18 protein-coding genes and 1 pseudogene are annotated in these 26,971 nt (G+C 44.1%); 11 read left to right on the top strand and 8 right to left on the bottom strand.

What is annotated here, in order from left to right; all coding sequences use genetic code 11:
- Positions 1–22: 22 nt before the first annotated feature.
- Complete coding sequence (locus L6475_RS01305) at positions 23–406, top strand: GtrA family protein (RefSeq protein WP_237821746.1); 384 nt, start codon at positions 23–25, stop codon at positions 404–406.
- On the opposite strand, the gene L6475_RS01300 is transcribed toward L6475_RS01305, so the two are convergent.
- Positions 363–1,565 (bottom strand): glycosyltransferase family 87 protein, encoded by a 1,203-nt coding sequence (locus L6475_RS01300; protein ID WP_237821744.1) that lies wholly within the window; start codon positions 1,563–1,565, stop codon positions 363–365. The two genes, L6475_RS01305 and L6475_RS01300, sit on opposite strands and share 44 nt — an antisense overlap.
- Before the next feature lie 79 nt (positions 1,566–1,644).
- On the opposite strand from L6475_RS01300, the gene L6475_RS01295 reads away from it, so the two are divergent.
- From L6475_RS01295 to L6475_RS01260, 8 genes and pseudogenes are all read left to right on the top strand, one after another.
- Positions 1,645–2,424, top strand: a complete 780-nt coding sequence (locus L6475_RS01295; protein ID WP_237821743.1) for a glycosyltransferase family 2 protein — start codon at positions 1,645–1,647, stop codon at positions 2,422–2,424.
- Positions 2,425–2,475: 51 nt separating this feature from the next.
- Complete coding sequence (locus L6475_RS01290) at positions 2,476–4,311, top strand: ABC transporter ATP-binding protein (protein ID WP_237821740.1); 1,836 nt, start codon at positions 2,476–2,478, stop codon at positions 4,309–4,311.
- 45 nt (positions 4,312–4,356) lie between these two features.
- Positions 4,357–4,531: pseudogene (locus L6475_RS01285) on the top strand (AAA family ATPase); the annotation flags it as partial.
- Positions 4,530–4,721 carry a PD-(D/E)XK nuclease domain-containing protein gene (locus L6475_RS01280; RefSeq protein ID WP_237821738.1) on the top strand — a complete coding sequence of 64 codons (192 nt, stop codon included), beginning with the start codon at positions 4,530–4,532 and terminating at the stop codon, positions 4,719–4,721. The pseudogene L6475_RS01285 and the gene L6475_RS01280, both read left to right, overlap by 2 nt.
- Positions 4,722–4,788: 67 nt before the next feature.
- Entirely contained in the window at positions 4,789–6,561 is a 1,773-nt protein-coding gene (locus L6475_RS01275; RefSeq protein ID WP_237821736.1) for a phosphoethanolamine transferase, read from the top strand.
- A gap of 15 nt (positions 6,562–6,576) precedes the next feature.
- Positions 6,577–7,602, top strand: a complete 1,026-nt coding sequence (locus tag L6475_RS01270; protein WP_237821735.1) for a polysaccharide pyruvyl transferase family protein — start codon at positions 6,577–6,579, stop codon at positions 7,600–7,602.
- Positions 7,599–8,597 (top strand): glycosyltransferase, encoded by a 999-nt coding sequence (locus tag L6475_RS01265; RefSeq protein WP_237821733.1) that lies wholly within the window; start codon positions 7,599–7,601, stop codon positions 8,595–8,597. The genes L6475_RS01270 and L6475_RS01265 overlap by 4 nt, the downstream gene beginning before the upstream one ends.
- Positions 8,598–8,735: 138 nt before the next feature.
- Positions 8,736–10,934: a glycosyltransferase gene (locus L6475_RS01260; RefSeq protein ID WP_237821731.1), complete on the top strand. Its 2,199-nt coding sequence runs from the start codon at positions 8,736–8,738 to the stop codon at positions 10,932–10,934.
- Positions 10,935–11,046: 112 nt separating this feature from the next.
- On the opposite strand, the gene L6475_RS01255 is transcribed toward L6475_RS01260, so the two are convergent.
- The 4 genes from L6475_RS01255 to L6475_RS01240 all read right to left on the bottom strand — a co-directional run bounded on the left by L6475_RS01255 (position 11,047) and on the right by L6475_RS01240 (position 17,449).
- Complete coding sequence (locus L6475_RS01255) at positions 11,047–11,973, bottom strand: glycosyltransferase family A protein (protein ID WP_237821729.1); 927 nt, start codon at positions 11,971–11,973, stop codon at positions 11,047–11,049.
- Positions 11,970–14,330: a glycosyltransferase gene (locus L6475_RS01250; protein ID WP_237821728.1), complete on the bottom strand. Its 2,361-nt coding sequence runs from the start codon at positions 14,328–14,330 to the stop codon at positions 11,970–11,972. The genes L6475_RS01255 and L6475_RS01250 overlap by 4 nt, the downstream gene beginning before the upstream one ends.
- Positions 14,331–14,345: 15 nt before the next feature.
- On the bottom strand, positions 14,346–15,338 hold the full coding sequence (locus L6475_RS01245; protein WP_237821725.1) for a lysophospholipid acyltransferase family protein: 993 nt from the start codon (positions 15,336–15,338) through the stop codon (positions 14,346–14,348).
- A gap of 83 nt (positions 15,339–15,421) precedes the next feature.
- Positions 15,422–17,449 (bottom strand): LTA synthase family protein, encoded by a 2,028-nt coding sequence (locus tag L6475_RS01240; RefSeq protein WP_237821723.1) that lies wholly within the window; start codon positions 17,447–17,449, stop codon positions 15,422–15,424.
- 67 nt (positions 17,450–17,516) lie between these two features.
- Here L6475_RS01240 and L6475_RS01235 point away from each other — a divergent pair, with 67 nt between their 5' ends.
- Complete coding sequence (locus L6475_RS01235) at positions 17,517–19,349, top strand: sulfatase-like hydrolase/transferase (RefSeq protein WP_237821721.1); 1,833 nt, start codon at positions 17,517–17,519, stop codon at positions 19,347–19,349.
- A gap of 54 nt (positions 19,350–19,403) precedes the next feature.
- On the opposite strand, the gene L6475_RS01230 is transcribed toward L6475_RS01235, so the two are convergent.
- Positions 19,404–21,239 (bottom strand): LTA synthase family protein, encoded by a 1,836-nt coding sequence (locus L6475_RS01230; RefSeq protein WP_237821719.1) that lies wholly within the window; start codon positions 21,237–21,239, stop codon positions 19,404–19,406.
- Positions 21,240–21,366: 127 nt separating this feature from the next.
- Between L6475_RS01230 and L6475_RS01225 the strand changes: the two genes are divergently transcribed.
- Positions 21,367–23,127 (top strand): phosphoethanolamine transferase, encoded by a 1,761-nt coding sequence (locus L6475_RS01225; RefSeq protein WP_237821717.1) that lies wholly within the window; start codon positions 21,367–21,369, stop codon positions 23,125–23,127.
- Between the two features lie 125 nt (positions 23,128–23,252).
- Here the strand turns inward: L6475_RS01225 and miaB are convergent, their stop codons facing one another.
- Together miaB and rnr are read right to left on the bottom strand one after the other, a co-directional pair.
- Positions 23,253–24,572: a tRNA (N6-isopentenyl adenosine(37)-C2)-methylthiotransferase MiaB gene (gene miaB / locus L6475_RS01220; RefSeq protein WP_237821715.1), complete on the bottom strand. Its 1,320-nt coding sequence runs from the start codon at positions 24,570–24,572 to the stop codon at positions 23,253–23,255.
- A 125-nt stretch (positions 24,573–24,697) separates the two neighbouring features.
- Positions 24,698–26,926 carry a ribonuclease R gene (gene rnr / locus L6475_RS01215; RefSeq protein ID WP_237821713.1) on the bottom strand — a complete coding sequence of 743 codons (2,229 nt, stop codon included), beginning with the start codon at positions 26,924–26,926 and terminating at the stop codon, positions 24,698–24,700.
- Positions 26,927–26,971 lie beyond the last annotated feature (45 nt).

Genomic DNA, 26,971 nt, shown 5'->3' with positions numbered 1-26,971 from the left:
ATTGACAATTGAGAGATGAGAGATGAGAGAGAACTGGAGTAAAGAACTGGGACGTATTGTGCGCTTTGGCATCACAGGATCGCTATCGACGCTCATTCACTACGGCGCCTATCTGATAGCGCTGATATGGATGGTGCCCACGATTGCCTACACCGTTGGCTATGGCGTTGGGCTATGCGTCAACTATGTCATGACCACATTCTTTACTTTCAAAGAACATCCGTCAAAAAAGAATGCGGCTGGCTTTGTGGCCAGCCACATTGTAAACTATCTGTTGGAAATCGGCATTCTGAATCTTTTCCTTTATTACGGCATGGAAAAGCGACTGGCCGGTATATTGGTACTCATCGTAGTGGTACCCATCAATTTCCTGATTCTTCGGTTTGTTTTTGTGCGCAAGCAGTAGATGCTGGAGCATAGTCGTTCAGCAGCATCTCATAGCACAGCTTGAACCAGATAATGGCCACGGGCAGTGCCTTTAATGCATAGGGCTGAACGAAGGTCTTTCGCAGGTAAGCCGGAAAGAGATCGCTGGGCGAAAGACTGGTCAGCACAAAGGCAAACACCAGCAAAGCAACATCCCACCCCGTTCGTTTCCAAGGCACACAAGTGTACCAGACCACTACGCCTATCAGAGCAATGATATATCCGCTCGACTCGCTACCGGTAGAGAACAACAGCACAAACATCAGCACCGAAGCCAATAGTGTTTGACGGAAGGCCATATACTTATACTGAGAGAAGCGAAGGTAGGGCAAGCCAAACAACAACAGGCCAGGCACAATCAGCCAAAGGTCGCTATAGGTGGCCACACCCGAAATCTTGCGCACCATTCCCAAGAGTGAGATATTCTGATGGTCAGCAAAAAGATTCTCAGTATTCTTACCTGCCAGACAGTCTATCCACTCAGCATACTGTCCTACAATATACTCAGGGCCACTTATGATCATCGGCAAAGCAAACAGCACCACAGACCACCCTATCAGTGACAAGACAAAACGCAATTTGTGCTTGGAGAAGAAGAAAAAGGCCAGGCCCACAACGCCATAGAGTTTGACCAGCGTACCAAGTACAATGAAAAAGGCTGCCGAGGCATCACGTTCTTTCTCTATCAAGAAGAAAGCCAACAGGATGATAGCAGCGATAGCTATGTTAAACTGTTGCATATAAAGAGCCGTCAGCAGCTCATGAGCACAAAACCAAAGCACAAACAATTGTTGATGGTCGGTCAGTAAAGAACGCCGAATGGCAACATAGAGAAACAGGCTCAACATCAAGCACCACAGCAACAGCCCTAGCCACTCAGGAACTACAGCAAAAGGAGCAATAACCAAAGAGAACAATGGCCCATAGTGATTGACATCCCAATACTCAGCCGGATATTCGGCAAACAGCGACACCTGTTGCCATGTATGCCAGAAAACGCCACGAAAAATAAGGAAGTTGTTGTGACTATGCATCTTCATCACGGCTGCAATCACAGCCAGAAGAAGCCAAAGGCCGAGCAAAGTACGATAGTCCCGAAAAAACGGACGTGCAAAAAAAGACTGGATTTTATCTTTCATGCCGCAAAGATACGATGTTTTTTCCAAATACTTATCAAAAAATAACAATTCATCGAAAAAAGTTACTATCTTTGCGCCTATGAATAAAGACAGACAGATTGCCGTTGTTATCAACACCTACAATGCAGAACAACACCTGAAAGAGGTACTCGATTCAGTCAAGGAATTCGATGAGATTCTTGTTTGCGACATGGAGAGTACCGACAACACACGGGCCATCGCCCAGCAATACGGCTGTCGTATTGTCACATTCCCAAAAGGTCAGCACAGCATTGTAGAACCGGCACGCGAGTTTGCCATTCATGAAGCAGGTTGCGAATGGGTGCTCGTGGTAGATGCCGACGAAGTGGTTACTCCTCAGCTGAAAGACTATCTGTATAGCGAAATAGCAAAACCTGATTGCCCAGACGGTATTGCCATTCCACGCAAGAACTATTTCATGGGACAGTTCCTGCACTCGGCCTACCCCGACTACATACTTCGTTTCTTCCGAAAGGAAAAGACCCATTGGCCGCCCGTTATACATTGCTCGCCAGTGGTTGACGGCCGGGTGGTACGCATACCCAAGAATCAGAAAGAACTGGCCTTCATCCATTTAGCCAACGACTCCGTAAGCGACATCATCAGGAAGTCTGACACATACTCTAATTACGAGTTGCCCCGCCGCAGGCACAAGAACTATGGTGTGGGGAAACTCTTTGCAAGACCGATATTCCGTTTCGTTAAGTCTTATTTCATCAAACGAGGTTTTCTTGATGGAAAGGCAGGTCTCATCCATGCCCTGCTCGATGCCGTTTACCAGTTTGTCATCGTTGCCAAATTGTTAGAAGAAAGGACAAAAAAGACTATTGAATACTGAATATTCAATTATTATTCGTAACTTTGCACCTATTATCAATACATATCAATAATGCTGAAACAGTTTTTCTCCATAATGTCGCGCTACCTGAAGCCTTACAGAAAGTTTCTCGTATGGTCGGTAGTGCTGAACTTTGTATCGCAATGGCTTAACGTATTCTCGTTTGTTGTCCTGATACCTATTCTGAACATTCTTTTCAAAATAGACCAGGCTGTATATACCTATCAGCCTGTGGATTGGCACCACATCAACAAGGATGTACTTGTTAACAACGGCTATGCATACGTTCAAGAGCTGATTGCCAATCATGGAGCTTTCCTCACGCTGGTGTTCATGGGTGTGGCACTGATTGTGATGACAGCCCTGAAAACAGCCGGCTATTTCGCCTCATCATCGGTGATGGTACCACTGCGTACAGGTGTGGTTCGCGACATCCGTATTCAGGTTTACGAGAAAGTGCTTAGACTTCCCCTTAGCTTCTTCTCAGAAGAGCGCAAGGGCGACATCATAGCCCGTATGTCGGCCGATGTACAGGTGGTGGAAGGTTCTATCACAAGCAGTATTGACATGCTGATCCGCCAGCCAATAGCCATCCTGGTATGTTTCTTCACCCTGTTCACCGTCAGTTGGCAGATGACACTCTTCGTACTGGTCGTTGCTCCTATTGCCGGATGGATTATGGGCATCGTTAGTCGTAAATTGAAGAGCCAGTCGGCTGCCGTTCAAGGCCAGTGGGGCGACATCATCGCACAGCTCGACGAGACCTTAGGCGGACTACGCATCATCAAGGCTTTCATAGCCGAGAAGAAGATGGAGAAGCGATTTGAATTTGTCAACAACGAATTCCGCAAGGGAATGAACTCCATGATTATCCGCCAGAACGCTGCTCACCCCATGTCGGAGTTCCTGGGCACTATCATCATCGTGATTGTATTGTGGTTCGGCGGTTCACTCATCTTGAGCGAATCAAACCTCATTGACGCCTCTACCTTTATTTTCTACATGGTGATTCTCTATAGTGTCATCAACCCATTGAAAGAACTCTCAAAGGCAACTTATCAGATACCCCTTGGCCTGGCTTCTATGGACCGTATCGACTTTATCCTGAAAGCAGACAACCCCATCAAGGAACCAGAGAATCCACAACCCCTACCCGCTTTTGAAAAAGAAATAGAACTGCGCAACGTCTCATTCAGCTATATTGACGAGCGCCCCGTATTGAAGCATATCAATCTCACCGTTCCTAAAGGCAAGACCATCGCTCTGGTGGGTCAATCGGGCTCAGGTAAATCCACATTGGTTGACCTTATTCCCCGTTATCACGATGTGAAGGAAGGCGAGGTGCTCATTGACGGCCATAACATCAAGGGACTGCGCATCTCAGAACTACGCTCACTCATCGGCAATGTGAACCAGGAGGCTATTCTGTTCAATGACACTTTCTATAACAACATTACTTTCGGCGTTGACAATGCCACGAAGGAGCAGGTGATAGAGGCTGCCAAGATAGCCAATGCCCACGATTTCATCATGGAGAGCGAGCACGGCTACGATACAATGATTGGCGACCGTGGTGGACGTCTCTCAGGCGGACAGCGCCAGCGCGTTTCAATAGCCCGCGCCATCTTGAAGAATCCCCCAATCCTTATTCTTGACGAGGCCACCTCAGCCCTTGATACCGAGAGTGAGCGCTTGGTGCAGGAAGCCCTGGAGCGACTGATGAAGAGCCGCACCACCATCGCTATTGCCCACCGTCTGTCCACCATCAAGAATGCCGATGAGATTTGCGTACTCTATGAAGGCGAGATTGTGGAGCGCGGTCAGCACGAGGAACTCATTGAGAAGAACGGCTACTACAAGCGCCTCTACGACATGCAGCAGTTATAAGACTGCTATATAAAAAGGCCCTACATTATCCATCTTTCTTTGCCTATGGAACAGAAGTTGGTAAAATATCCTATCGGAATCCAAAACTTCGAAAGTCTGCGGATGGACGGCTATGCCTACGTGGACAAGACTGCGCTGGTTTACAAGTTGGCGTCAACGGGCCGCTACTATTTTCTGAGTCGTCCCCGACACTTCGGCAAGTCACTCTTGCTTTCCACATGGTCACCAAGACCCAAGACTACATTTACATTCTTGAGTTCAAACTCAACCAGTCTGCAGACATTGCCCTTCAACAGATCGAAGAGAAAGAATACGCCCTTCCCTTCGCAGCAGACTCACGTAAACTCTTCAAGATTGGCGCCAACTTCAACCTTGAAAAAAGGTGTATAGATGAATGGAAGTTATTATAAGCATAGCTCATAATAAGAAACAACTATTACAAAAGACTGTAAGACATGCAGTATTAATAGAGAAAGTATGAAACAAGCCTTCACTTCAATAGACTTTATGACGGCTTATATTGGCAAAGGTGTCAATGTTATTTTATATCCTATCAAGAGAAATAAATTCCTATTTGTTTTTTCTTGGCTGATGAGTATAACGATATCTATTATCGCCAACTTAAATGGGATAGATAACAGCATTTTTTCAACATGCTTACTTTCCATTTTTGACTGTTATCTATTCTGTTTGTGCGCTTTTCTATTAAGCTTTCTCAAATTGAGATGGCTTTCCATTTTAATTATTTCCTTATTACTTTATTCTGAGTCTTTTGTCGTCTTTTTTAATCATTCACTATTCAATCGATATACAATCCAACTGATTTTGGAAACAGACACAAGAGAGGGACCACAATTCATCCAATCTGTCTTATTATCGTCAGAATCTGTTATAACTTTCTCCATTTTTTTCTTCATCATATTTCTTTCTTTACTAATTACAAGAGCTTCCCAAAAAAGTTTTCCTTACAAGTCTTTATGGGCTTTTGTTTTTCTTCCTTTTTTAGTGTGGTCAGGAATCAGACAATATGATTCATACAAAAAAGTAAGTAATTGTTTTCAGGCCAAATATAGTATAGAATGTGAAGAAGAAGAAAACATGCCAGAACTTACAACCCCTTTAAATCGAATATTGTATGGCATTGCTTATAATAGCGTTCTTTCAGGAGCTGAATTAAAGACATTAAATATATCGGTCGAAAACTCTGTTGTCGATAGTTGTTCTTTTAAGTGCCCTCTCATTGTAGTTGTTATTGGAGAATCCTATAGCAAGCATCACAGTTACCTCTATAATAAAAGTGAAGTAATGAACACGCCACGGTTGCAAGAAAGAGTTGACAGCAAGAACTTGATTCTATACAATAATGTCATTTCTCCCTTCAATCATACACATATTGTATTTAGACATATGTTTTCCACTTGGGATGATACCTGTAATGATTATTGGTTTAATCACACACTTTTCAGTGCTGTATTTAAAAAAGCTGGATATAATGTATTCTTCATTACAAATCAGTTTACATCTAAATCAACAGATAAATACAACATTCTTGCAGGAACGTTATTCAATCATTTTCGGCTCTCAGAATTGCAATTCACTTCAAGAAACGAACATGAGCATCAGTATGATCTGGAATTATTAGGTGACATTCCCTCTATGGATCTTCTGATTTCAAAACCGACTTTGTTACTAGTCCATTTACTTGGACAACATGTTCCCTATTCAGAGCGATACCCAAAAGATTTCGAACATTTTAAACCAGAACAGGTACATACAAAATATGGAGGGCCTAAAGAACGAAAAATAGCTGCAGACTACATGAATGCAACATACTATAATGATTTTGTCGTAGATTCTCTTTTCTCTATGTTCAATAAGCTGGACATGGTAGCACTTTATTTCTCCGACCATGGAGAAGAGCTTTTTGATTGGCGAAACAAATATATGCGAACAGACGAGGAAAAGATACTGCCAGAAATTGCACGTTATCAATATGAAGTCCCATTCATGTTTTATATGACTGATACTTTCAAGGATAAGCATAAGGATATAGCTGAAGAAATAAAATCCTCATCAACAAAACCATTCACACTTACCGACCTACCAAATCTACTCTTTCATTTAGGCGGTATCCGAATAAAAGATTATCATGAAGACAAGGACTTGTTATCTCCCCATTATAATTGCTCACGTAAGCGTTTAATACATAAAGGAGTTGACTACGACCAGCTAATAAAAGTAAAGAATTAAAATACAGATAGATTCATGACAGAACAAATTGTGAGAATAAAGGAGCTACGAGACAAAATAAAGGAAAGCATCTCACCGCTCATTGACAATGACTATATTTTCATTGAGCTTCCATTTTACATCAATCCTGGCGATGCACTCATTTGGAAAGGAACAGAAACTTTTTTAAGTGAACTTCCATACAAATGTCTTCACAGAGCAGCTTTCTCCACATTCGATTTCATTGATATACCAAAGGATACTATTATTGTCATGCAAGGTGGAGGCAATTTTGGAAATCTATACAGATCAAACCAAGACTTCCGTCTTGCTGTGATAGAAAAATATCCTGACAACAAAATCATTATCCTTCCTCAAACTGTCTTCTATAAGGATACATCATTACTTCGAAAGGATGTATTATCTATGCGCAAGCATAAGCATTTAATCATTTGCGCCAGAGATTATTATAGCTACGATTTCCTTCGACGTTTTCGCTTTTCGGGAAATATTATGCTTGTTCCCGATATGGCATTCTATTGCGACCTTGATTTCATACACTCATTGAGCGTAGGAATAGCAAAAGAGAGGCTCATCTTCAAGAGGATTGACGATGAATACAAACAATCACAGACATTAGATACAATTATTAACCAATCAACGCCCGTCTCCACTGATATCTCAGACTGGGAAATCATAGAACACCCAAACGATACTACCGAGCGATTGCGCGAGATGATTTTGGGAAACTCACCTCACAGTTCAATTAATGAGTATGCCTTAGACACTTTGTTGCCATACATGATTGAGACAGGAATCAAGCAAATCAGTTCTTACAACGAAATAATAACAACAAGACTTCATGCCGCCATTTTAGCTCTATTATTAGGAAAGAAAATAACTATTCTCGACAATAGCTATGGTAAGAATTCTCATTTTTATGACACATGGCTGCAAGACACTTGCGATATAACCTGTATCAAAGAAAAGATATACCATGATTGGAAAAGAACGCTACAGTTTGGCTTCATTCAAACCATATTAAGATTAAATATAGCATGATTTCTGTCATTATACCAATTTACAAAGTTGAAGAGTACTTAGATCAGTGCGTTTCCTCTGTTATTAATCAGACCTATACTGATCTTGAAGTCATTCTTGTAGATGATGGCTCTCCTGATCATTGTCCAAAAATGTGTGACGAATGGGCTACAAAAGACTCAAGGATTAAAGTAATCCATAAAAAGAATGGAGGCTTAAGTGATGCGAGAAATGCAGGATTGGAGGTTGCAACTGGAGAGTATTTTGCTTTTTTAGACAGTGATGACTACATTGAACCTGAGATGTATCATACTTTATACGATATCATCAAACAAGATGACACTCTTGGTATCGCTTCCTGTCTCTTTTATACTGATACCGATGGAAAAATTGATATCATGGACAAGAAATGGGATTTTACGAACAATGTCATTGTCAAAGGTGATGATTTTGGAAGGAATAAAATTCTTCAAGAAACGCCACACCCAGTTTGGAATAAACTATACCGAGCTGATTTATTCCAAAGCGTGCGATTTCGTGTTGGAAGAGTGAACGAGGATATGCTGTTCATGTACGATCTTGCAAAAATCATGAAATCTAAACAATTAAACGAATTCATTATTCCAAAATATCTGCTATATTACAGAATACGCAACAATAGTATTTGCCGAAACGATGAGAGTTTTTTCCAATTATCCATTATTGATAATTTGCAGTTACTAATGAATGAAAGTCTCCATGACAATAGCGGACTGCATGACATTCTATATCTTCAATACAAACAAGAACTTTACACTCTTGTTCATCTCTTGCGAACAGATCCTTCCAATAGAAAATACTCTATAAGAGGTGATATCTTTTTTGACTGTGTACAACTACACCAATTAGACATTGAACATCTCCTAAGAGTCTGCGCTAACCAAGAACAGCAGCTAAAAGAAATAAAGGATATTGCTATAATCAAGCCAATTTTAAGCATTTGTAAAAAAATCAAGAAATTAAAGAAACATTTCTGATAATATAATAACGAGAAAAAAATGACAATTATACCCAAATTCATATCACATGCCGTTGAGAAGGTTCATACAATCTTCTTAATAAAGTCATCACATCTTTTTGACAAAAAATGGTACTCCGATAAATATCTTTACGACATGAAGGTAAAATCGCCCATTAACCACTACCTGAAACATGGATACAGATTAGGATACGATCCTTCGGAGAAATTTTCGACATCTCGATATTTAGAAACTTATCCGGAAGTTAAAGAAGAGATGATAAACCCATTGGTGCACTATTTGAAAAAAGGAAAGAAAATGGGATATCAAATCTTTGCGCATATTACTGAAGAAGAAAAGGACAGTAAATGGCTTGAAGAAAAGAAACCATTCTTAAGCATCATCGTCCCCAATTATAACCACCAAGCTTTCCTTCAGAAGAGACTAGACACTATTTACAATCAGAATTATAAAAACTATGAAGTTATCCTACTTGATGACCTTTCGACCGATGATAGCGTAACTATCTTAAGAGAATATGCAGAAAAATATTCAGATAGAACAAAACTCATACTAAACGAGACCAACTCTGGTTCTCCCTTTGCTCAATGGAAAAAAGGTATTAGCGAAGCAAAAGGAGATTTCATTTGGATAGCCGAAAGTGACGATTGGTGCGATTTGGATTTTACAGAAAAATTGCTTCCTAAATTCAGTGATGAATCAGTGATGCTTTCTTTCTCGCGAACTGATTTTATGACGAATGACACTAAAACATGGACAATAGAAGAATACCTTCACGACATTGGAGGCAAGAAATATGATCATTCTCATAAGATTTCCGCGCATGAATGCGTAAAGAATTACTTTTCGAAGAAGAACATCATTCCAAATGTCAGCAGTTGTATTTTCCGTCGTCCTTTAGACTTTCCCCTTTTCAACGATAATCAATGGAACCACATGAAGGTATGTGGCGACTGGATATTCTATTTATATCTTATCCGTGGCGGTTATATCTATTATACGACAAAAACCACCAACTATTATCGTCAGCATCAGTCGAACACTTCTGTCGGATTACATTCTAAAGACTTGTACTATCAAGAGCACCAGATTGTTAGGAAATACCTTGCAAAATTATATAATATCGATTCTGAAGGACTCAATTGGATGGTATCTCATCTACGGAATTTTTGGAAACAGAATCGTAATGATTATTCCGATGAAATATTTAATCAAATATTTTGTAATGAAGAAATAATCGAAGAAAAAAGTAATCGCTTACCAAATCTTGCCATCTGTTGTTATGCATTCTCAACAGGTGGTGGAGAAAAAGTGCCCATCGACCAAGCCAATGCTTTGAAAGAAGCTGGTTTAGCAATCACTTTTATTGACTGTAGTGGAACTACCCGCAATGAAGCTATCCGAAAGAAACTGAGAAATGATATTCCTGTTATTTCTATCGGATGGGATTTCAGTATTATAAAGCATCTTTTCAAGGAGCTTGGTATTGAATATGCACACACCCACCATGCAAGTGTCGATTGCGGAATTGCTGAGAACAAGCCCGACCATGTCAAACAAATCGTTACCTTACACGGCATGTATGAAACTATACCTGAACGCTATCTTAAGGTGCAAATTCCTATGCTATTGAAAAAAGTGCACCAATGGCTTTACATTGCTGAAAAGAATCTATCCATTATGGTTGAATATGGTGCTAACAGAGATATGTTCAAAAAGGTATTCAATGCCGTTCCAAGCACTCCTATAGAGAAGACACGCAAGGAAATCATCAAGGAATGTGGTTTCAGGGATGATTCTATTATAGCAGCGATTGCTAGTCGTGCGTTACCAGAAAAAGGATGGAAATCAGCTTATGAGTCTATTCAAAGGACACGAAAAGCTACAGGCAAAGATATATGTGTCATTTTCATCGGCGATGGTCCTCTATATGAATCTATGAAAAAAGACAAAAATGAATGGGCTTATTTCGCTGGTTATTCTAATGATGTTACATCATTCTTTAACGCAGCCGACTTTGTCCTATTACCATCCACCTACTCAGGAGAAAGTTTTCCATTATGCATCCTTGAGGCCTTTCAAGTTGGAAAGCCAGTAATTGCCACAAATATTGGCGAAATACCAAATATGGTAGAGACCACTGACGGAAATGCTGGTATTATTATTCCAATTAATAATAATGAAGCTGATCCTGAATCATTGGATTCGGCTATCAAAGAATACTCTGAAAAGAATACTATATATAAAGATGCATGTCACTGTGCAACCATAGCAGCAGAAAAATATTCAATGCATAACTTAACAAATCTTCTTATAAAGTATTATAAAGAATAATCAGCTCGTTCTATATAACATTATCACCATTTCAGTAGAGTATTGACTCAATGCCTCTGAAATGGTGATATCGTTTAGTAAAAATAGTATCTGCGCACAATTTGAAAGAGTTTTACATAGCTTTAAGGAATCCCAATAGCTTTCCTATTTCATATAGCGTCATGTCAACAGCAGTGCCACCAAAAAGGAATCGAAATTCCGTTCTCAGACAATCTAATTCATGATTATTGTCCTCCTTATTCAGACGCTTGGTCCATCTACCTCGTAAACAGCGACGTTGGAATTTATTCAATTTCATCATTTCCGACAGGTCTAAAAGGACACCAGCAATATCACGCCACTTACGGCCATCTTTTTGAGAATCCACTGTTACCTTACGCTCATGCTGACGATATAAATTCAACTGTCTGCAAACTTCAATCACTTGTCCTTGAGCACACAAATAGTTCCAAAACATCCAATCCCCACAGTACCGATATTGCTGATACTTATTCGGCATCTTAGAATAAGCAGATTTCTTGAATACAACCATACTGGCATTATAAATATGGTTTTTTACAAGCATTTTATGTCTCAAGAACCATTGTCCGCCATACACCTCTACTTTACCTGAGCTTCCCTTAGGATGCCAGGTAAGAGTCATTGGCTGACTATTACTATCAATCATCTGAGAATGGGTGAAAGCAACTACAGCTCCAGGAGTAGCTCGCAATTCATTTATAAGAGTCTCCAACAAATTAGGCTTTGCCACATCGTCGCTCTCAGCGATCCAGATATACTTACCCTGCGCCAGCTTAATTCCTCTTTCCCATTGGACAAAAGTATTACCAGTGTTCTCCTCGTTCAGTACAATATGACTCACGTGGGGATTATCCTTGTAGCTGTTGATAATCTCACGACTATTGTCGGGCGAACAGTCATCAAGCAATATCAACTCAAAGTCCTGAAACGTCTGATTCAGAATGCTGTCTATACGCTCACGCAAATAGGGAGCATGGCTGTAGTTGGGTACTATGACACTGACTAAGGGTTCGTTCATTTCTTCAATACTTCAAATATCAATTCATCAAACAACCGTTCGGTTTCTTCGTACATAAAATGGCGTCTGTGTTGCTTCAGTTGCGCTAAGATCTTTTCCTGCAAAGCCTCATCTGTCAACAGTCTATGAATAGCATCTGCCATTGCCTGTGCATCGCCAACAGGCACAAGAAGCCCTGCCCTGCCCTTATTGAGAATCTCACTTGGTCCCGTAGGGCAATCAGTAGAGACTATCAGCTTGTTGAGCATAAGTCCTTCCAACAATACCGTGGGCAGACCTTCCATCTTGGCACTATGGGCTAACAAACGGGCATTCTTCATCCACGGATATGGATTTTCATGGAATCCCAGGAACACTACATCATTGGCTATGCCCAGTGATTCGGCGAGTTCTTTCAGTTCCTGTTCGGACTGTCCTTTTCCGAGCAGATAAAGAAGTTCCGTATGGTGATATTGTTGTCTTAGAATCTGATAAGCGCGCAGCAATGTAGAGAGGTCTTTCTGACTCTCTTCCAGTCGTTCTACAGCCAGAATATATGGATGGTTGAGCAGATCGTTGTCAACAATCTCGTCAGCACGTGCAAGGAGTTCTTCTCGGTCCTTGGCATTATAGATAAGACATAACTTACTGGTCAGATGCGGAAGCAACCTTCTGCCTTCATCATACATGGCCTTACTGATAGTCACCACTTTCTCGTAATTACAAAGATAGCGACTTATTCTCATCATGCGCCGTTTGTTGGTATGCATCATCTCTTCAAAACTGAAATGGAACCAGGCCAACTTTGGCGTATGTGTTCCAGCCAGCAATGAATAGGAACAGCAGTCAAAGTCGATAACCACATCATTCTTGGCAGCCAGACGTTTTAAGTTTCTCTTTATAATAAAACGTCGGATAGGAGCCAGCACGCTCTCATCATAGATTTTCCTCGACAATGGTATTGTCTGAGTTATCTTACGCCGTCTCCATTTCATTAGGAAATTATTCTCCACAATGTGGTACACAACTATCTCCTTAGGAATATTAGCATAAAACACCTCAAGTTTGTCCATATCCTGCTCGATAGCCAGTGTAATCTGATACTTTCCACTGGCCGACAACGCCTGAAGATAGTCTATTAACACGGAATCAATGCCTCCATCAAGAAAACGACTGATGACAAAGAGTATTCGTGGACAGGGCTCATCCTTTATAAGCTGTTCCAACTGGTGCCCTGCGGTATCCATAGAGAACGACTTTCTCTGTCTCTGTCCATAGTCAAGTAATTCTTTCTGCAATGCAGCATCAGAAAGGGTTCGATGCATGGCAACAGCCAATTCCCGAGCATTGCCTACCGGAGCTAACAATCCGGCCTTTCCATCGGCTAAAACCTCAGCAGTTCCTATCGGGCAATTTGTCGCAACCATCAGCTTTTTCAAGAACAGACCTTCAAGCAGTACTGTAGGCAGTCCTTCAAATCGCGAACTATGCACCAGCATCTTGCTGGCCTTCAGCCACGGTAACGGATTGGCTTGGAAACCGAGAAACAACACATCATCGGCAATGCATAGTTCTTCGGCCATTTTACGAAGAGCTTTTTCCTCTTCTCCCTTTCCTATAATATACAGTTTCTCCTGATGATTATACTTATCACGGAGTATCTGAAACGCTTTCAAGAGTGTCGGTATATCCTTTGGAGTGGTCAAGCGCTCAATGGCAAGAATAAAAGGCTGTTTGATTGCTTCGTCAGAGGGGGTATCGGCAGCAAGGCGCAGAACGGTATCTTCATCCTTCGGATTGTAGATAACCTTAAATCTATTGGTCTGTGCAGGAAACATTCTGTCGGCTTCTTTCTTCATGCCTTTAGCAATCAGTACCACATGGTCATAGTTTTCCAGATACTTACCAATGCGTTTCATTCGCCGACGGTCTTGCTTAGCGAAATGCTCAAAACTGAAATGGAAAAAAGCGAGTTTCTTGATTTTCACCGACTTCAGCAGCGAATAGCAGCAGCAATCGAAGTCGATAAGTACATCATGCTCTTGAGCACTCTGTTTGAGTCTTTTGCTCAGCATCCTTTTGCGTATGGGTACCAAGAACACCTCATCAACAGCCTTGGCAAGTGGAGAAATGGTTTTCTTGACTCGCTTTTTATACAGGTAGGTCAACCACTGGTTCTTAACATAGTATTCCACTTTAAGATTAGCGGGCAACTGACTACGGTAAACCTCCAATTCATCCAAACAGATAGCGATGCCTAAGGTTACTTCATATTGTTCATTAGCGGCAAACCACCGCAGATACTCTATCAGGATTGTATCAATACCACCATCTAGAAAGCGGCTCATTGTGAACAATACGCGACGGGGCTCTTCCATTTCTCTCAACAGATATTAATGTTTCCAATAGCTTCTCCACCCCATATGCTGGGCATACTCTTCCTCCGTGACTTTCTCAAACACCTTTTCCCCTTCCACGCGGAAGCGGTAGTCAAACTCTTCTTTGGTACGCGACCAGCGGTCGTGACTCCACAGCCAAAGGGCAGGATCGCGACGAATGGTCTGTTCCAGTTCATGCATATAGCGTTCGGTAAGCTGATAGTCGGGGACATTATCCGGATGGCGATCAATCAGTTTGAATTCGCACTCATAATAACCACGTTTTACTCTACGCACATCTCCATAGAAGAAGGCCTGTCCTGTACGCTTAATGATGCGCTCAGAACCTGTAAACATTGGGGTATTATGATTCAAGAAGTTCATCCACAGGTGAATATTGCGCCAGTTGGGCTTTTGGTCGGCAATATAACCAATTACTAAGGGGCGCCCTTCCCGTCTGTATTTCACTATATCGCGCAAAGCTCGCTCCATAGGAATACATACACTGCCAAAACGCTGGCGAAGTTCAATGAAGAACTGGTTGGTCTCAGGATTTTCTATCGGATGATAAAGTTCGGCACATATTCCTTTTTCCGACAAGGCAAGGGGCAAGGTACTCACCCACTCCCAATTACAATAGTGACCAAGCATCACTCCACACGACTGTCCTTCTGCCCAGCATTTCTCAATTTCTTCTGTTCCTTTGAAAACCATTCTTCGAGCCATTTCCTCTCGGCTGATAGAAGCCATCTTGAAGGTCTCAACAATATAGTCACAGAACCAACGGTAGAACTGACGCTCTATTTTTTTGATTTCCTTGATATCTTTTTCCGGGAAAGCTGAGGTAAGGTTATTACGGACCACTTTGCGCCTATAATGCGCTCCATAATAAATGATAAAATACATCATGTCTGAAATAAGATAATGCACTCTCAATGGCAGTAAAGACAATACTTTTACCATAAAGAAGCCTAGTTGTATAACTTTACTCAAAACATCTTTTTTCATAACATCATGCAGATTATTTCAAATTCAGGTCTGTGGATTTGCCTGCAAAGATATAAAAAAAAACTTAGAGGCATTTCTTTTCTTCATTTTTTCTCAGCAGAGGTATCTGGAATCAGCCTGTTTTCGGTAATTCTTTCCATGTATTGCTGGATAATGGCTTTCAACTCGAGTTCCATTTCTTGCAATTGAAAATTGAGAGTTGAGAGTTGAGAATTATTTTCTATCAGGTTATGCTTCATCAAACGGTCGTCCAATGAATAGAGACCCGTCACTTTCTCACCATCAAATTGCATTACATGCCCGTATTTTACATATTGATAGATACCATTCAGATAGTTTACTGCCCATGTTTCATCGGCAGGCGTATGAAGCAAGTCGATGCCAAAGGTCAGATAAGGCTGGTCATAGCCCAGATATTCGAGAATAGTGGGCATAATATCGGTCTGCTGAGCAATGGCGTCCACCATTCCACTTCCCATCTCACCACTGGGATCATAGAATATCACAGGTGAGCAGAAGCCTCCAAGATCGGTACGATACTCCTCGAAATACGTCTGATTGGTATGATCGCTGGTTATGGCAAAAATGGTATTCTTGAACCAAGGTTGTTTCTTTGCACTCTCAAAGAAGTGCTGCAGTGCCATATCGGTATAGCGAATCACCTTATAGACAGGCATATCAGGATTCTCTTCCTTGAACACATCCTTATAGGGCTCGGGCACACGGAACGGATGATGGCTCGACAGGGTGAAGAGTGCTGTCATGAAAGGCTGTTTCATCTCCGACATCTTCATGCAGTAGTATTGCATAAAGGGTTCATCCGAGATGCCCCACCATCCGTCAAAGTCCTTATCGCCTCCCGTACGACCATCAGCCACATAGTCTTCACGACCATAATAGTCCTTAAATTTCGTAGCACGGGCAAAGGCTAAGAAGCCCATCGAGCCACGCTCAGCGCCATGGAAGAAAGCTGTCTCATAGCCTTTTCCATTCAAACAATCGGCTATTCCAGACACATGATTCACAGAATAGGGTGATAAGAAGAAAGGCTCGACAAACATTGGAATAGACGACAGGATAGAAGGCATACCATCGATAGACTTTCTGCCATTGCAATAGCTATAGCGATAGGTCAGGGCCCCATTGGCTATCAGCGAATCGGTAAACGGTGTATAGCCCTTGTATCCGGGAATATGCTTATTGTAGGCTCCAATATACTCTCGGCCAAAACTTTCTATGATAATCACCACTACATTTTTGTTTTTGAAAGTTTTGACAGAATCGGAAACTATTGGCTGGTGAATAGGATTGAACACGCTGACCATTTCTTCTTCCGTCTGGAAATAGTCGGGCACCACGTAAAGATTCTTTCCTATAGTACGAATCAATGCAAACGGTGTGTTCAGCACGATGCCTGTCTCTGTAGGACGGTCACAATAGTTATTGGCATTCGACACGGTAATGGGACGAATATCGCGCGTCCAACCGCCACGCATACCGGCCACGCAGAATGGAACGAAACCCAGCAGCGAAACGGTCATCGTCAGATAGTACTTGACAGATGCTGAATAAACGGTTCTGGCACCTTTCTTTTCAGATGCACCGGTGATAGGCATCGCATACAACTTCCACAGTCCCCATCCTATCAGTCCTGCCAACAGGAAGAAATACCAATGTGAGAGGGCTTCAGTCAAGAAGATACCACCCAGGTTATTCTCGTTTTCAAACTCTTGGAAAATAGTCGTTGTGGTGCGGCGCATTGAGTAGCGGAAATAGACGGAATCGCCTAGGTTGAGTGCAAACGTCAATACATTGACAACCACAAAAACCCATCGGCAAACAGTATGATAAGCGCGACGCTCTTTCAGATGCAAGGGGAAGAGTATCATCACTATCCAAAGTGCATTTGTATAAAGGATAGCAGTAGTATCGAACATCACACCACCCGAAAACAATTCTAACAAGTGGCTGGCGGTTATACTCTCAGCAAAAAGGTTCCAGTTCTCCAACAAAAAAGCCACACGGGCTATAAAATAAACAACGTAGGCCAGCAATAGGTTGAAAAGTACCGAACCAATGGGTCTAAGATAGTTCAGAATCTTCGTTTTCATGCCGCAAAGGTAAAAAATAATTATGAATTATGAATTATGAATTATGAATTATTCGTACCTTTGCAATATGAAAAGTTTTAAAACAGCTATTCTTTATCACTTCTTTTCAACCCTCTTTTTGGGCATTATCCTCCTCTGCTATGCCTGGGGCGATTCTATTGTGCAGTCGATGGATTTCATCGGTTGGGTATTCTTCGTCACATCGTGCTTTTCGCATGCAGCACTCTTCATACTGGCGTTCATGTTGGTGTTCTACCTGCCGTTCCACCTATTACGCCTGCACCGCACTGCCGCCTCATTGTTTGTAGGCTCGGTCAGTTTGCTGGCAGTAGCAGCGTTTATCAACATGCAGGTATATCGCATCTATCGTTTTCATATCAACGGTTTTATTATGAACCTGCTGACCGGTCCCGGTGCAGGCGATATTTTTGATTTCGATGCAAAGCTGTATTTCACCGAAGGAATCATGCTCTTAGGTATCGTAGCCATCAGTATTGCTCTTTGGTTCGTTTCTTTAAAGTTATCTTCAAAAATTGTCAACTCCCAACTCATCAAGAGTACCTGTCTGCTGCTGGCCATGCTGTTCACCGCCAACGGCATTCATATTTATGGTTCCTTTGTTCTGAAGCCCACTATCGTGAAGAGTGCTCGCTTGGTGCCTTACTACTTCCCACTGTCTGCCACTGGATTTCTGAAAGACCTCGGTTTTACACGAACGGTTCTCGAAGTGGATGGAGATCTGGCTGGCGATGGCGATCTGTGCTATCCTATTCATGAGTTGACTGTTGACAGTGCTTTAGCCAAGCGGCCCAACATTGTCTTCATTCTGATTGACTCCTGGAGCAAGCAAGCTCTCACCCCTGAGTGCATGCCCAACCTCTACCAACTGGCACACGAAGAACAATGGTTTGACAACCACGTGAGTTGCAGCAACGGTACGCGCTACGGAGTGTTCGGACTCTTTACGGGCGTGCAGCCTTATTACTATAGTGTGTTTGAGGCCAACCGCACCAGCCCTGTGCTCATCGATCAGCTACTGGATGCCGGCTACGATTTCCGGGCATATCCCAGTGCCACGCTGAAAGCGCCCGACTTCCGTCGTATTCTGTTCAGCCACGTTCCCAACCTACGCACCGATACTGAGGGAAATACAGCCTACGAACGTGACCAGCGCATCAAAGACGATTTGATTGCCGACCTGCCAAATCTGAAAGCTGGTGAGAAACCATTCTTCGCCTTCATTTTCTTTGATTTGCTTCATGCCTATAGTCTGCCAAAGGAATTACTGACTCGTTTCCAACCTTCATGGGAGTACGGAAAGTTCGATGTGCTAAACAACGATATGGACCCTACCCCATTCTGGAATCTGTATCGCAACTCCGCCTATCAGACCGACAAGATGGTGGGCGAACTGATTGGTCAACTCAAACAGCAGGGTATGTATGAGAATACGCTTATCTATATCACCGGCGACCATGCACAGGAATATAATGAGAACCACAAGAACTACTGGGGGCATAACTCCAACTTCTCTACCTATCAGATTGGTGTTCCGCTCATCGCACATATTCCCGGCGATTCGATAGCTCACCGCTATACCCACCGCACCACACACTACGATTTTGTGCCTACGCTGATGCACGACTACCTGGGGGTTACCAATCCTTTGGATGATTATTCTGCGGGGCTTTTGCTCAACGACTCCACAAACCGTCTGTGGCACTTCGTGGGCAATGAGCTGCGCTATGCTTTCCTTGTAGAGGGCGATACAATTCTCACCAAAGAAGGTGCCGGCTACATAGAGGTTACCGATGCCCAACTGAATCCAGTTGAGAACTATCACATCAAGCCCAAAGACTTTGATAAAGCCATCAGGGAACTGAACAGGTTCTTTAGGTGAGGTTCTTCCGATTCTACCGAAAGTGAAGGCAGCCATCATCAAGACTACATAGGCTTACTTCTCAATCAAATCAGCAGAGGTTATTTGCAGTAAGGCACGTGCCCTTTTCAACTTGTTTTCCACGCTATCTCCTTCCTGTGCAATGATTTGATTCACATCGAGGTCATAGGCCATAAAGCCGAATGAATCGATAATAGTCACACCATTGTTATAGGTATGATAGGCAAACGGCTGTTGATATTGTTTACCCATCACATCGCGACTGAAGGTGAAAGCGCTGTGGTCTATCTGAAGCTGTCCAAAAAGGGTTGCCGCCAAATCGCTCTGATTACAAACGGCTTCTATCTTTCGTGGCTCACGGATTGCGCCACCTGTCCATATCATTGGGATATGATTATAGAGCCGAGTCGTCTCATCAATTCCTTTATAGCGGAAACCGTGGTCGGGCATAATGACAACAAGCAGATTATCCCACACGGGCAACTGCTTCAGACTGTCTATAAAGCTACCGATACATTGATCCAGGTAGTTGAAGGCATTATACACCTCATCATCCAACACCTTTGTCGGCACATCCCAAGGCTCATGACTACTCAGTGTGAGCATGGTTTTCATCCAGTGAGAAGACTGTTCCTGCTTAATCTCACTGAGCAGTGAAGCAAACACCAGATCGTCGCGCACGCCCCACTGGGCTGTTTGCTGCTCTTCACGGGTATAGTCAGCTTTCCACGTCAGTTGGTCGAATCCCGTTCCTATCACATAGCTTCGCATATTGGTGAAGTTAATATCGCCACCATACAAGAAACTGGTTGAATAGCCCTCATCTTTCAGCGAGGCGGCAATCGATGCCAACTTACGACTTTTCTCTGGAATCTTCATAACCGATGTAACAGGGAATGCCGGATAGCCGCTGAGTATGCTCACCACCCCCTTGTCGGTGCGCCATGAATTGGCATAACACTCGGTGAAGTTCACGCTTTCGTCGGCCAACTGATCCAGACGGGGCATAATCTCAGGATGACCGCCAACCTTCGTAAACTGACTGCCACAGCTTTCCATCACGATCAGAACGATGTTTGGCCGGTTCGTATTCAGAAGTGTATCGGGGTCAACACTTTCCGTATTGTATAGTCCTTCTGTAAATTTCTGACATTCCCCTACCTCAAAATATTCATAACTGACGATATAGTCACCCGACTTTCCTATCGACGACAGAAAACTGAACACGGGGTTCACAGCTGCATGGTTCAGAAACTGATTTCCCGAGTAATAGACCTGTCCTATGTTAGTGGTCGATTCTCCAAGACCGCCACGAATACCAATCACAATGAAGGGGATAAGAACAAAGTATAGGAGGAATTCGATGCTTCGTGCGGTAAGAGAGGGACGAGAAGAAACTGGATGAGAGTCTGCCGTCAAAAATGTTTTTACTACGCTGCGATAGGCAACAAATATCAGTCCTGTCACCACCAGAAACGCCAACACTCTTACCATAAGATAGCTCCAGGTCACGCTGGCCATTGCTTCGGTGGGCGTCTCTAAATATTGCAAACAGAATGCATCGAGTTTGAAATGCCAGAACTCGTACAGACTCACATCGGCCACGAAAGCCAACGACATGGCGATGGCTATCAGTAGGAAATAAATGTTCCACACCCACTTAGGCAGTTTCACCCAAACCGATGCCATGACAGCCAACAGTGGAAAGGAGAGTACATATAAAGAAGTGGAAAAATCGAGCGAGAACCCATGAGTCAGAACATTTACCATATCGCCAAAAACAAAATCCTGACTTCCTAAGTTGCAAAGCATGAATATCACTTTTGCTAGCGCAAAAACGAGCATCGTCATCACGAATATACCCAGTAAAAACAACAGGTGTCTCTTCATCTCGTTCAAAAATGTACCTTTTGGCCGCAAAGATAGGAAAAATTGTATAATCATTGCGCCCATGTTACATTTTTTTAATAACTTTGTCGTCAAATACAGACAATTATTTTTTCCATTGAACATGAAAATGACAAATAATAGATGGTCGGCAATTCTAAAGGGAGCCAACCGATTTGTATCTTTAGTTTTTCAGCCCATCTCACACTGCCGCACCTTATTCTTTTTCCTGTTGCTGATGGTCTATACCATCAAGATTGCCGACAATCTGACGGGAACAGGTACTGATGCTTTTCTTTCAACCCTATTGCCCATCTTCGACTGCTATCTGTTATGTCTGATTTCTTACGCATTGAAGAAAGTCCGGCTTGGATTTGTCATTCCCATCGTTGCTACGACGATTCTGTTCAGTGAACTCTTCACCATTTTCTTTTATCACTCCAATTTCACGATCTACGTCATTCTGCTGTTGTTCGAAACCAACAACAAGGAGAGTTCAGAGTTCATCAACGCCGCTCTCACACAGTGGAGCACCTGGTATGCCGTGATGCTCACAATGGGTATGGCCGCCCTATCTTTTCTCTTTTCAAAACTTTCACGACGTCAGTTTACTGGCAGGCGAGCCATTATCTGTTTGGGAACAGCTCTCATTCTGTGGTCAGGAATACGTCAGATTTCGGCCTATTACAAACTGACCAAATGTTTCAGTAGTGCCAGCACCACTGTTTGCAACGACCCTCACTACCGTCCACACCTCAACACTCCTTTCGTGCGTCTGGCCTACGGAGTGGCATACAACATGGCCTCATCGGCCGAACTCGACGTGCTTGCCGAATCGGTTGAAGCAACTCAGGTAGATAGTTGCAGCTATCGCTGTCCGCTCATCGTACTGGTCATCGGCGAGTCCTACAACAAGCATCACTCTCAGCTCTATGGCTACGAACTGCCTACTACCCCACGTTTATTGAAGAAACGCAACGAGGGAAGTCTGATTGTTTACAACAATGCAGTGACTCCTTACAATTTCACTTCAAACGCCTTCAAATACATGTTCTCCACCTGGGATGACGAAGGCAATGACGACTGGACCCAGCACACGCTGTTTCCCGCTATCTTCAAGAAAGCCGGCTACGAGGTTGACTTCTACACCAATCAGTTTGCGATGGAACAGACCAACGTGTGGGACTACACCGGAGGCACTATTTTCAATCATGCCCAACTGTCAGACCTGCAGTTCTCGCGTCGCAACTCATCGGTGTTCACCTATGACGGCATGCTCATCGATCAGATTCCTTCTGCCGACGAACTCGCGGCTAAGCCTACCCTGCTCATTGTCCACCTTGAGGGCCAGCATGTGAAGTACGACAAAAAATATCCTGCAGAGTTTGCCCGTTTCAATCCAGAGGATGAGAAGACGCCCTACGGAGGAGAACTGGGCAAGCAGACGGCTGCCCACTACGATAATGCCACATACTATAACGACTATATCGTTGATTCTGTGTTCAATATGGTGCGTGAGAAAGATGCCATTGCCATCTATCTCTCCGATCATGGCGAAGAGGCCTACGACTGGCGCAACCAGTATGAGCGCACCAACGAGGGTACTCTCTATCCTGAAGTGGCCCACTATCAGTATGAGATTCCGTTTATGTTTTTCATGACCGACTCGTTCCGTGTGAATCATCCCGATGTGGCAGAAGCCGTAAAGACCAGTGCCGACCGCCGTTTCTTCAGTTGCGACCTGCCCCACCTGCTCATTTACTTAGGAGGAATCAGTACTCCCGAATATATAGAAAAGCGGAATATTCTTTCGCCCAAATACGATTTGAACCGCAAAAGAATAATCCGCAATGATGTCAATTACGATGAGTTAATAGAAGATGGGTTTTGATGGGTCTGATGGGTCTGATGGGCTTAATGGGTCTAATAGGCTCCTCACCCCAAAGCCTATTAAACCCATTAAGCCCATCAGACCCATCAAAACCCATCAAAGCCCACTAAGCCCATCAAAACCCATCAAGCCTCCTCACCAAACAGCGTCGCGCTCGTGCTCCCCGTAATGCGCACGCGCACGGTCTCTCCAATATGATGGTTGCCCTTGTCGAACACCACCATCTTGTTCTGTTCAGTGCGACCGCAAAGCTGACTGCGACTGCGCTTTGAGAAACCCTCCACCAGTACGTCAAACTCCTTGCCCTCATCCTTTTTGTTCTGCTGGGCAGAGATTTCTGTCTGCAGGGCAATAAGCTCGTTCAGTCGGCGAATCTTTTCTTCCTCAGCCACATTATCAGGCAGATGTTTCGAAGCATAGGTTCCCGGACGCTCAGAGTATTTGAACATGAAGGCCGAATCGTAGCCCACCTCACGCATCAGCGAGAGTGACAACTGATGGTCCTCTTCCGTCTCGTCATGATAGCCCACGAAGATATCGGTAGAAAGACCGCAGTCGGGGATTATCCTACGAATAGCAGCCACACGATCCATATACCACTCACGGGTATATTTACGGTTCATCAGTTTCAAAATCCTGTCGCTACCGCTCTGCACAGGCAGGTGGATATGTTTGCACACATTAGGCTCTTCGGCAATCACACGCAGGGTATCATCGCTCATATCCTTCGGATGCGAGGTGGTGAAACGGATGCGCATCTCTGGAGCCTCACGGGCCACTTTCCTCAACAATTCATGGAATAGGATATCCCCTTCCTCGGAGGAGGCTTTATATGAATTTACATTCTGTCCCAGCAGTGTCACCTCCTTGAAACCACGGTCGCGCAAGTCGCGCACTTCACGCAGGATGCTTTCCACATCACGACTGCGCTCACGACCACGGGTATAAGGAACAATGCAATAGTGGCAGAAGTTGTTACAGCCACGCATGATGCTCACGAAACCACCTATCTTATGGCCCAAGCCAATACGCTGGGGCACCACATCCTTATAGGTCTCGCTGGTAGAAAGCTCGATATTGATGGCTTTATGCCCCATTTCGGCCTGAGCGGTCAGATCGGGCAACGACAGGTAGGCATCTGGGCCTGCCACAAGGTCAACACCATGATTTTCCAACAGGTCGTCCTTCACGCGCTCAGCCATACAGCCAAGTACTCCGACAATCAACTGCTTCTTAGACTTTCTCATGGCGTTGAGTGCTTCCAGACGATGATAGATTTTCTGTTCGGCATTATCGCGCACCGAACAGGTATTCAAAAACACAGCATCGGCCTCTTCTGCCTTTTCACAAGTCTCATAGCCTGCCATCTGCATCACTGATGCCACCACTTCCGAGTCGGCCACATTCATCTGGCACCCGTAGGTTTCAATATAGAGTTTCTTCATCCAACAATTTTTTCCTAATTACCTATTTTTAAAATGAGCGTGCAAAGTTACTACTTTTTTCCGACAATTGTCTATATTCAATTAATATTTAACTGATGAATACTGTTGCTGTCCGTCAGCAGCTCTCAGTCAGCCAGTACGAAGTCGAGCTGGCGCTTCTCGATATTGGCGCGAGCCACTTTGATGCGCACGGCATCGCCCAACTGATATTTCTGATGATGGCGACGACCCACCAGGCAATAGTTGCGCTCGTCAAAGTCATAGTAGTCGCCGTCAAGGTCGTGCATGCCCACCAGTCCCTCGCAGTGGTTCTCGTCTATTTCACAGTAGATGCCGTACGACTGGATGCCTGAGATATGAGCATCAAACTCCTCTCCCACCTTGTCGGCCATGAACTCCACCATTTTATATTTTATAGAGTCGCGCTCGGCATTGGCAGCCGTCTGTTCCATCTGACTGGAGTGTTCGCACAGTTCCTCGTAGTGTTCCTGATTCACCGATCGACCGCCTTCCTGATAGCGGGTGAGCAGTCGGTGCACCATCGTGTCGGGATAGCGGCGGATGGGTGAGGTGAAGTGGGTGTAATAGTCGAAGGCCAGTCCGTAGTGACCGATATTATGGGTAGAATATTTTGCCTTCATCATAGCACGCAGGGCGAGAGTCTCCACCAGTTTCTGCTCACGCTGTCCCTGCACATCGTCCATCAGTTTGTTCAGGTTTTTCGAGATAGCGCCTTTCGTGCCACTGGTTTTCACCTTATAGCCGAATGGTGCAACAGCGGCCCGCAGCGACTCCAGTTTCTGTGGGTCGGGCTGGTCGTGAATACGATACACGAAGGTCTTGGCCTTTGGCGAAGACTTCTGATTATTCTGAGATTTCGGAGTTTTCTGAGCTTTTCCGATAAATTCTGCCACGGTACGGTTGGCCAGCAGCATGAATTCCTCCACCAGCTGGGTGGCATCGTTCGATTTCTTGAAATAGCAGCGTATGGGCTTTCCGCTCTCATCGACATCGAAATGCAGTTCCTCGCGGTCAAACTTCACGGCACCTCCCTTGAAACGGCGTTCGCGCAAGGCTTTCGCCATGTGGTCGAGAACTCTAAGAGCCCCCTCTACTGCCCCCGAGGGGGCTTCTTTAGTTGGACTATCTTTAGCAGCCACTTCGGGGGCCGTCAATATCTCCTGCACCTCTTCATAGCAGAATCTTCTGTCGCTCTTGATCACGGTATGAGCCAAGTGCCAGTCTTTGATATTGGCTTCTTCGTCCATGATGAAGATGACGCTATAGGCGAGTTTCTCTTCATCGGGGCGCAACGAGCAGATGAAGTTGCAAAGCCGCTCGGGCAACATGGGGATGGTGCGGTCAACGAGATAGACGCTCGTGGCGCGCTGCTCAGCCTCACGGTCAATGATGCTTCCCTCTGTCACATAATGAGACACATCGGCAATGTGAACGCCAACTTCGTAATAGCGAGCCCCCTCGGAGGCAGTATGGGAGGCCGGGGCTACCCTTATCGACAATGCATCGTCGAAATCCTTGGCATCCTTCGGGTCGATGGTGAAGGTGAGCACATCACGGAAATCCTCACGACGGGCTATCTCCTCGGGAGTTATCTCGGCAGAAAGCTTGTTGGCGGCCTCCTCCACACGCTTCGGATACTTGTAGGGCAGTCCGTACTGGGCCAGGATGGCATGCATCTCAACATTATTATCACCCTGATTGCCCAACACATCGATCACTTCGCCCATGAGGTTCTTCGAGTCTTTCGAGGGCCACTGGGTGATTTTCACCACCGCCTTCTGACCGGTCTTTCCGCCCTTCAGTTTCTTTTTCGGAATGAGTATATCGTGATTAAAGATATTGCCTTCGGTAACAAGGAAGGCGAAATCTTTCTCTACCTGCAGGATGCCCACGGCCTGGTCGTGCTTGCGCTCCAAAATCTCCGTGACCATGGCCTCCCTGATATGGTTCTGCCTACGGGCCATCATGGCCACACGCACACGGTCGCCACCCATGGCAAACATCGAGTTGCGCTCGCTGACAAAGATAGGCTTGCCACCATCATCGGGCAGGAACGAGTTTTTGCCGTTGGCTTTGCGCACGAAAGTGCCCTCCTGCACCTGTGTCTTCAGGTTCAGACGGTAGGCATTGCTCTCAGGTTGTATAAGGTAGTCGTCCCAGGTCATCTCTTCCAGCACATCGACGGCCAGCATCTTGGCTGGATGGGTGTCCAGTCTGAGGGCTTTGAAGATCTGTTTCAGTGCGAATGTCTCGTTGGGGTGAGCCTGAAAAAATGCCTGAAGGGCATCAGCAACCATTGCTTTATTCAATCGTTTTCCACCTTTTCGTCCCATAGTATTTATTCATTTAAAGAGTTGTTATTGCTGCAAAGATAGCAA

It is taken from the genome of Prevotella sp. E9-3, from assembly GCF_022024015.1.
Classification (GTDB): Bacteria; Bacteroidota; Bacteroidia; order Bacteroidales; family Bacteroidaceae; genus Prevotella.
Note: the sequence above shows the minus strand (reverse complement) of the source record. Positions and strands in the feature narration are given on the sequence as shown.

Bases quoted from the DNA above. Each gene is read 5' to 3' on its own strand.
- L6475_RS01260 (WP_237821731.1), top strand. From the start codon at position 8,736: ATGAAGGTAAAATCGCCCATTAACCACTACCTGAAACATGGATACAGA.
- L6475_RS01250 (WP_237821728.1), bottom strand. From the start codon at position 14,330: ATGGAAGAGCCCCGTCGCGTATTGTTCACAATGAGCCGCTTTCTAGAT.
- L6475_RS01305 (WP_237821746.1), top strand. From the start codon at position 23: ATGAGAGAGAACTGGAGTAAAGAACTGGGACGTATTGTGCGCTTTGGC.
- rnr (WP_237821713.1), bottom strand. From the start codon at position 26,926: ATGGGACGAAAAGGTGGAAAACGATTGAATAAAGCAATGGTTGCTGAT.
- L6475_RS01280 (WP_237821738.1), top strand. From the start codon at position 4,530: ATGGTCACCAAGACCCAAGACTACATTTACATTCTTGAGTTCAAACTC.
- L6475_RS01295 (WP_237821743.1), top strand. From the start codon at position 1,645: ATGAATAAAGACAGACAGATTGCCGTTGTTATCAACACCTACAATGCA.
- L6475_RS01265 (WP_237821733.1), top strand. From the start codon at position 7,599: ATGATTTCTGTCATTATACCAATTTACAAAGTTGAAGAGTACTTAGAT.
- L6475_RS01275 (WP_237821736.1), top strand. From the start codon at position 4,789: ATGAAACAAGCCTTCACTTCAATAGACTTTATGACGGCTTATATTGGC.
- L6475_RS01225 (WP_237821717.1), top strand. From the start codon at position 21,367: ATGACAAATAATAGATGGTCGGCAATTCTAAAGGGAGCCAACCGATTT.
- L6475_RS01240 (WP_237821723.1), bottom strand. From the start codon at position 17,449: ATGAAAACGAAGATTCTGAACTATCTTAGACCCATTGGTTCGGTACTT.
- miaB (WP_237821715.1), bottom strand. From the start codon at position 24,572: ATGAAGAAACTCTATATTGAAACCTACGGGTGCCAGATGAATGTGGCC.
- L6475_RS01300 (WP_237821744.1), bottom strand. From the start codon at position 1,565: ATGAAAGATAAAATCCAGTCTTTTTTTGCACGTCCGTTTTTTCGGGAC.
- L6475_RS01230 (WP_237821719.1), bottom strand. From the start codon at position 21,239: ATGAAGAGACACCTGTTGTTTTTACTGGGTATATTCGTGATGACGATG.
- L6475_RS01255 (WP_237821729.1), bottom strand. From the start codon at position 11,973: ATGAACGAACCCTTAGTCAGTGTCATAGTACCCAACTACAGCCATGCT.
- L6475_RS01235 (WP_237821721.1), top strand. From the start codon at position 17,517: ATGAAAAGTTTTAAAACAGCTATTCTTTATCACTTCTTTTCAACCCTC.
- L6475_RS01270 (WP_237821735.1), top strand. From the start codon at position 6,577: ATGACAGAACAAATTGTGAGAATAAAGGAGCTACGAGACAAAATAAAG.
- L6475_RS01245 (WP_237821725.1), bottom strand. From the start codon at position 15,338: ATGAAAAAAGATGTTTTGAGTAAAGTTATACAACTAGGCTTCTTTATG.
- L6475_RS01290 (WP_237821740.1), top strand. From the start codon at position 2,476: ATGCTGAAACAGTTTTTCTCCATAATGTCGCGCTACCTGAAGCCTTAC.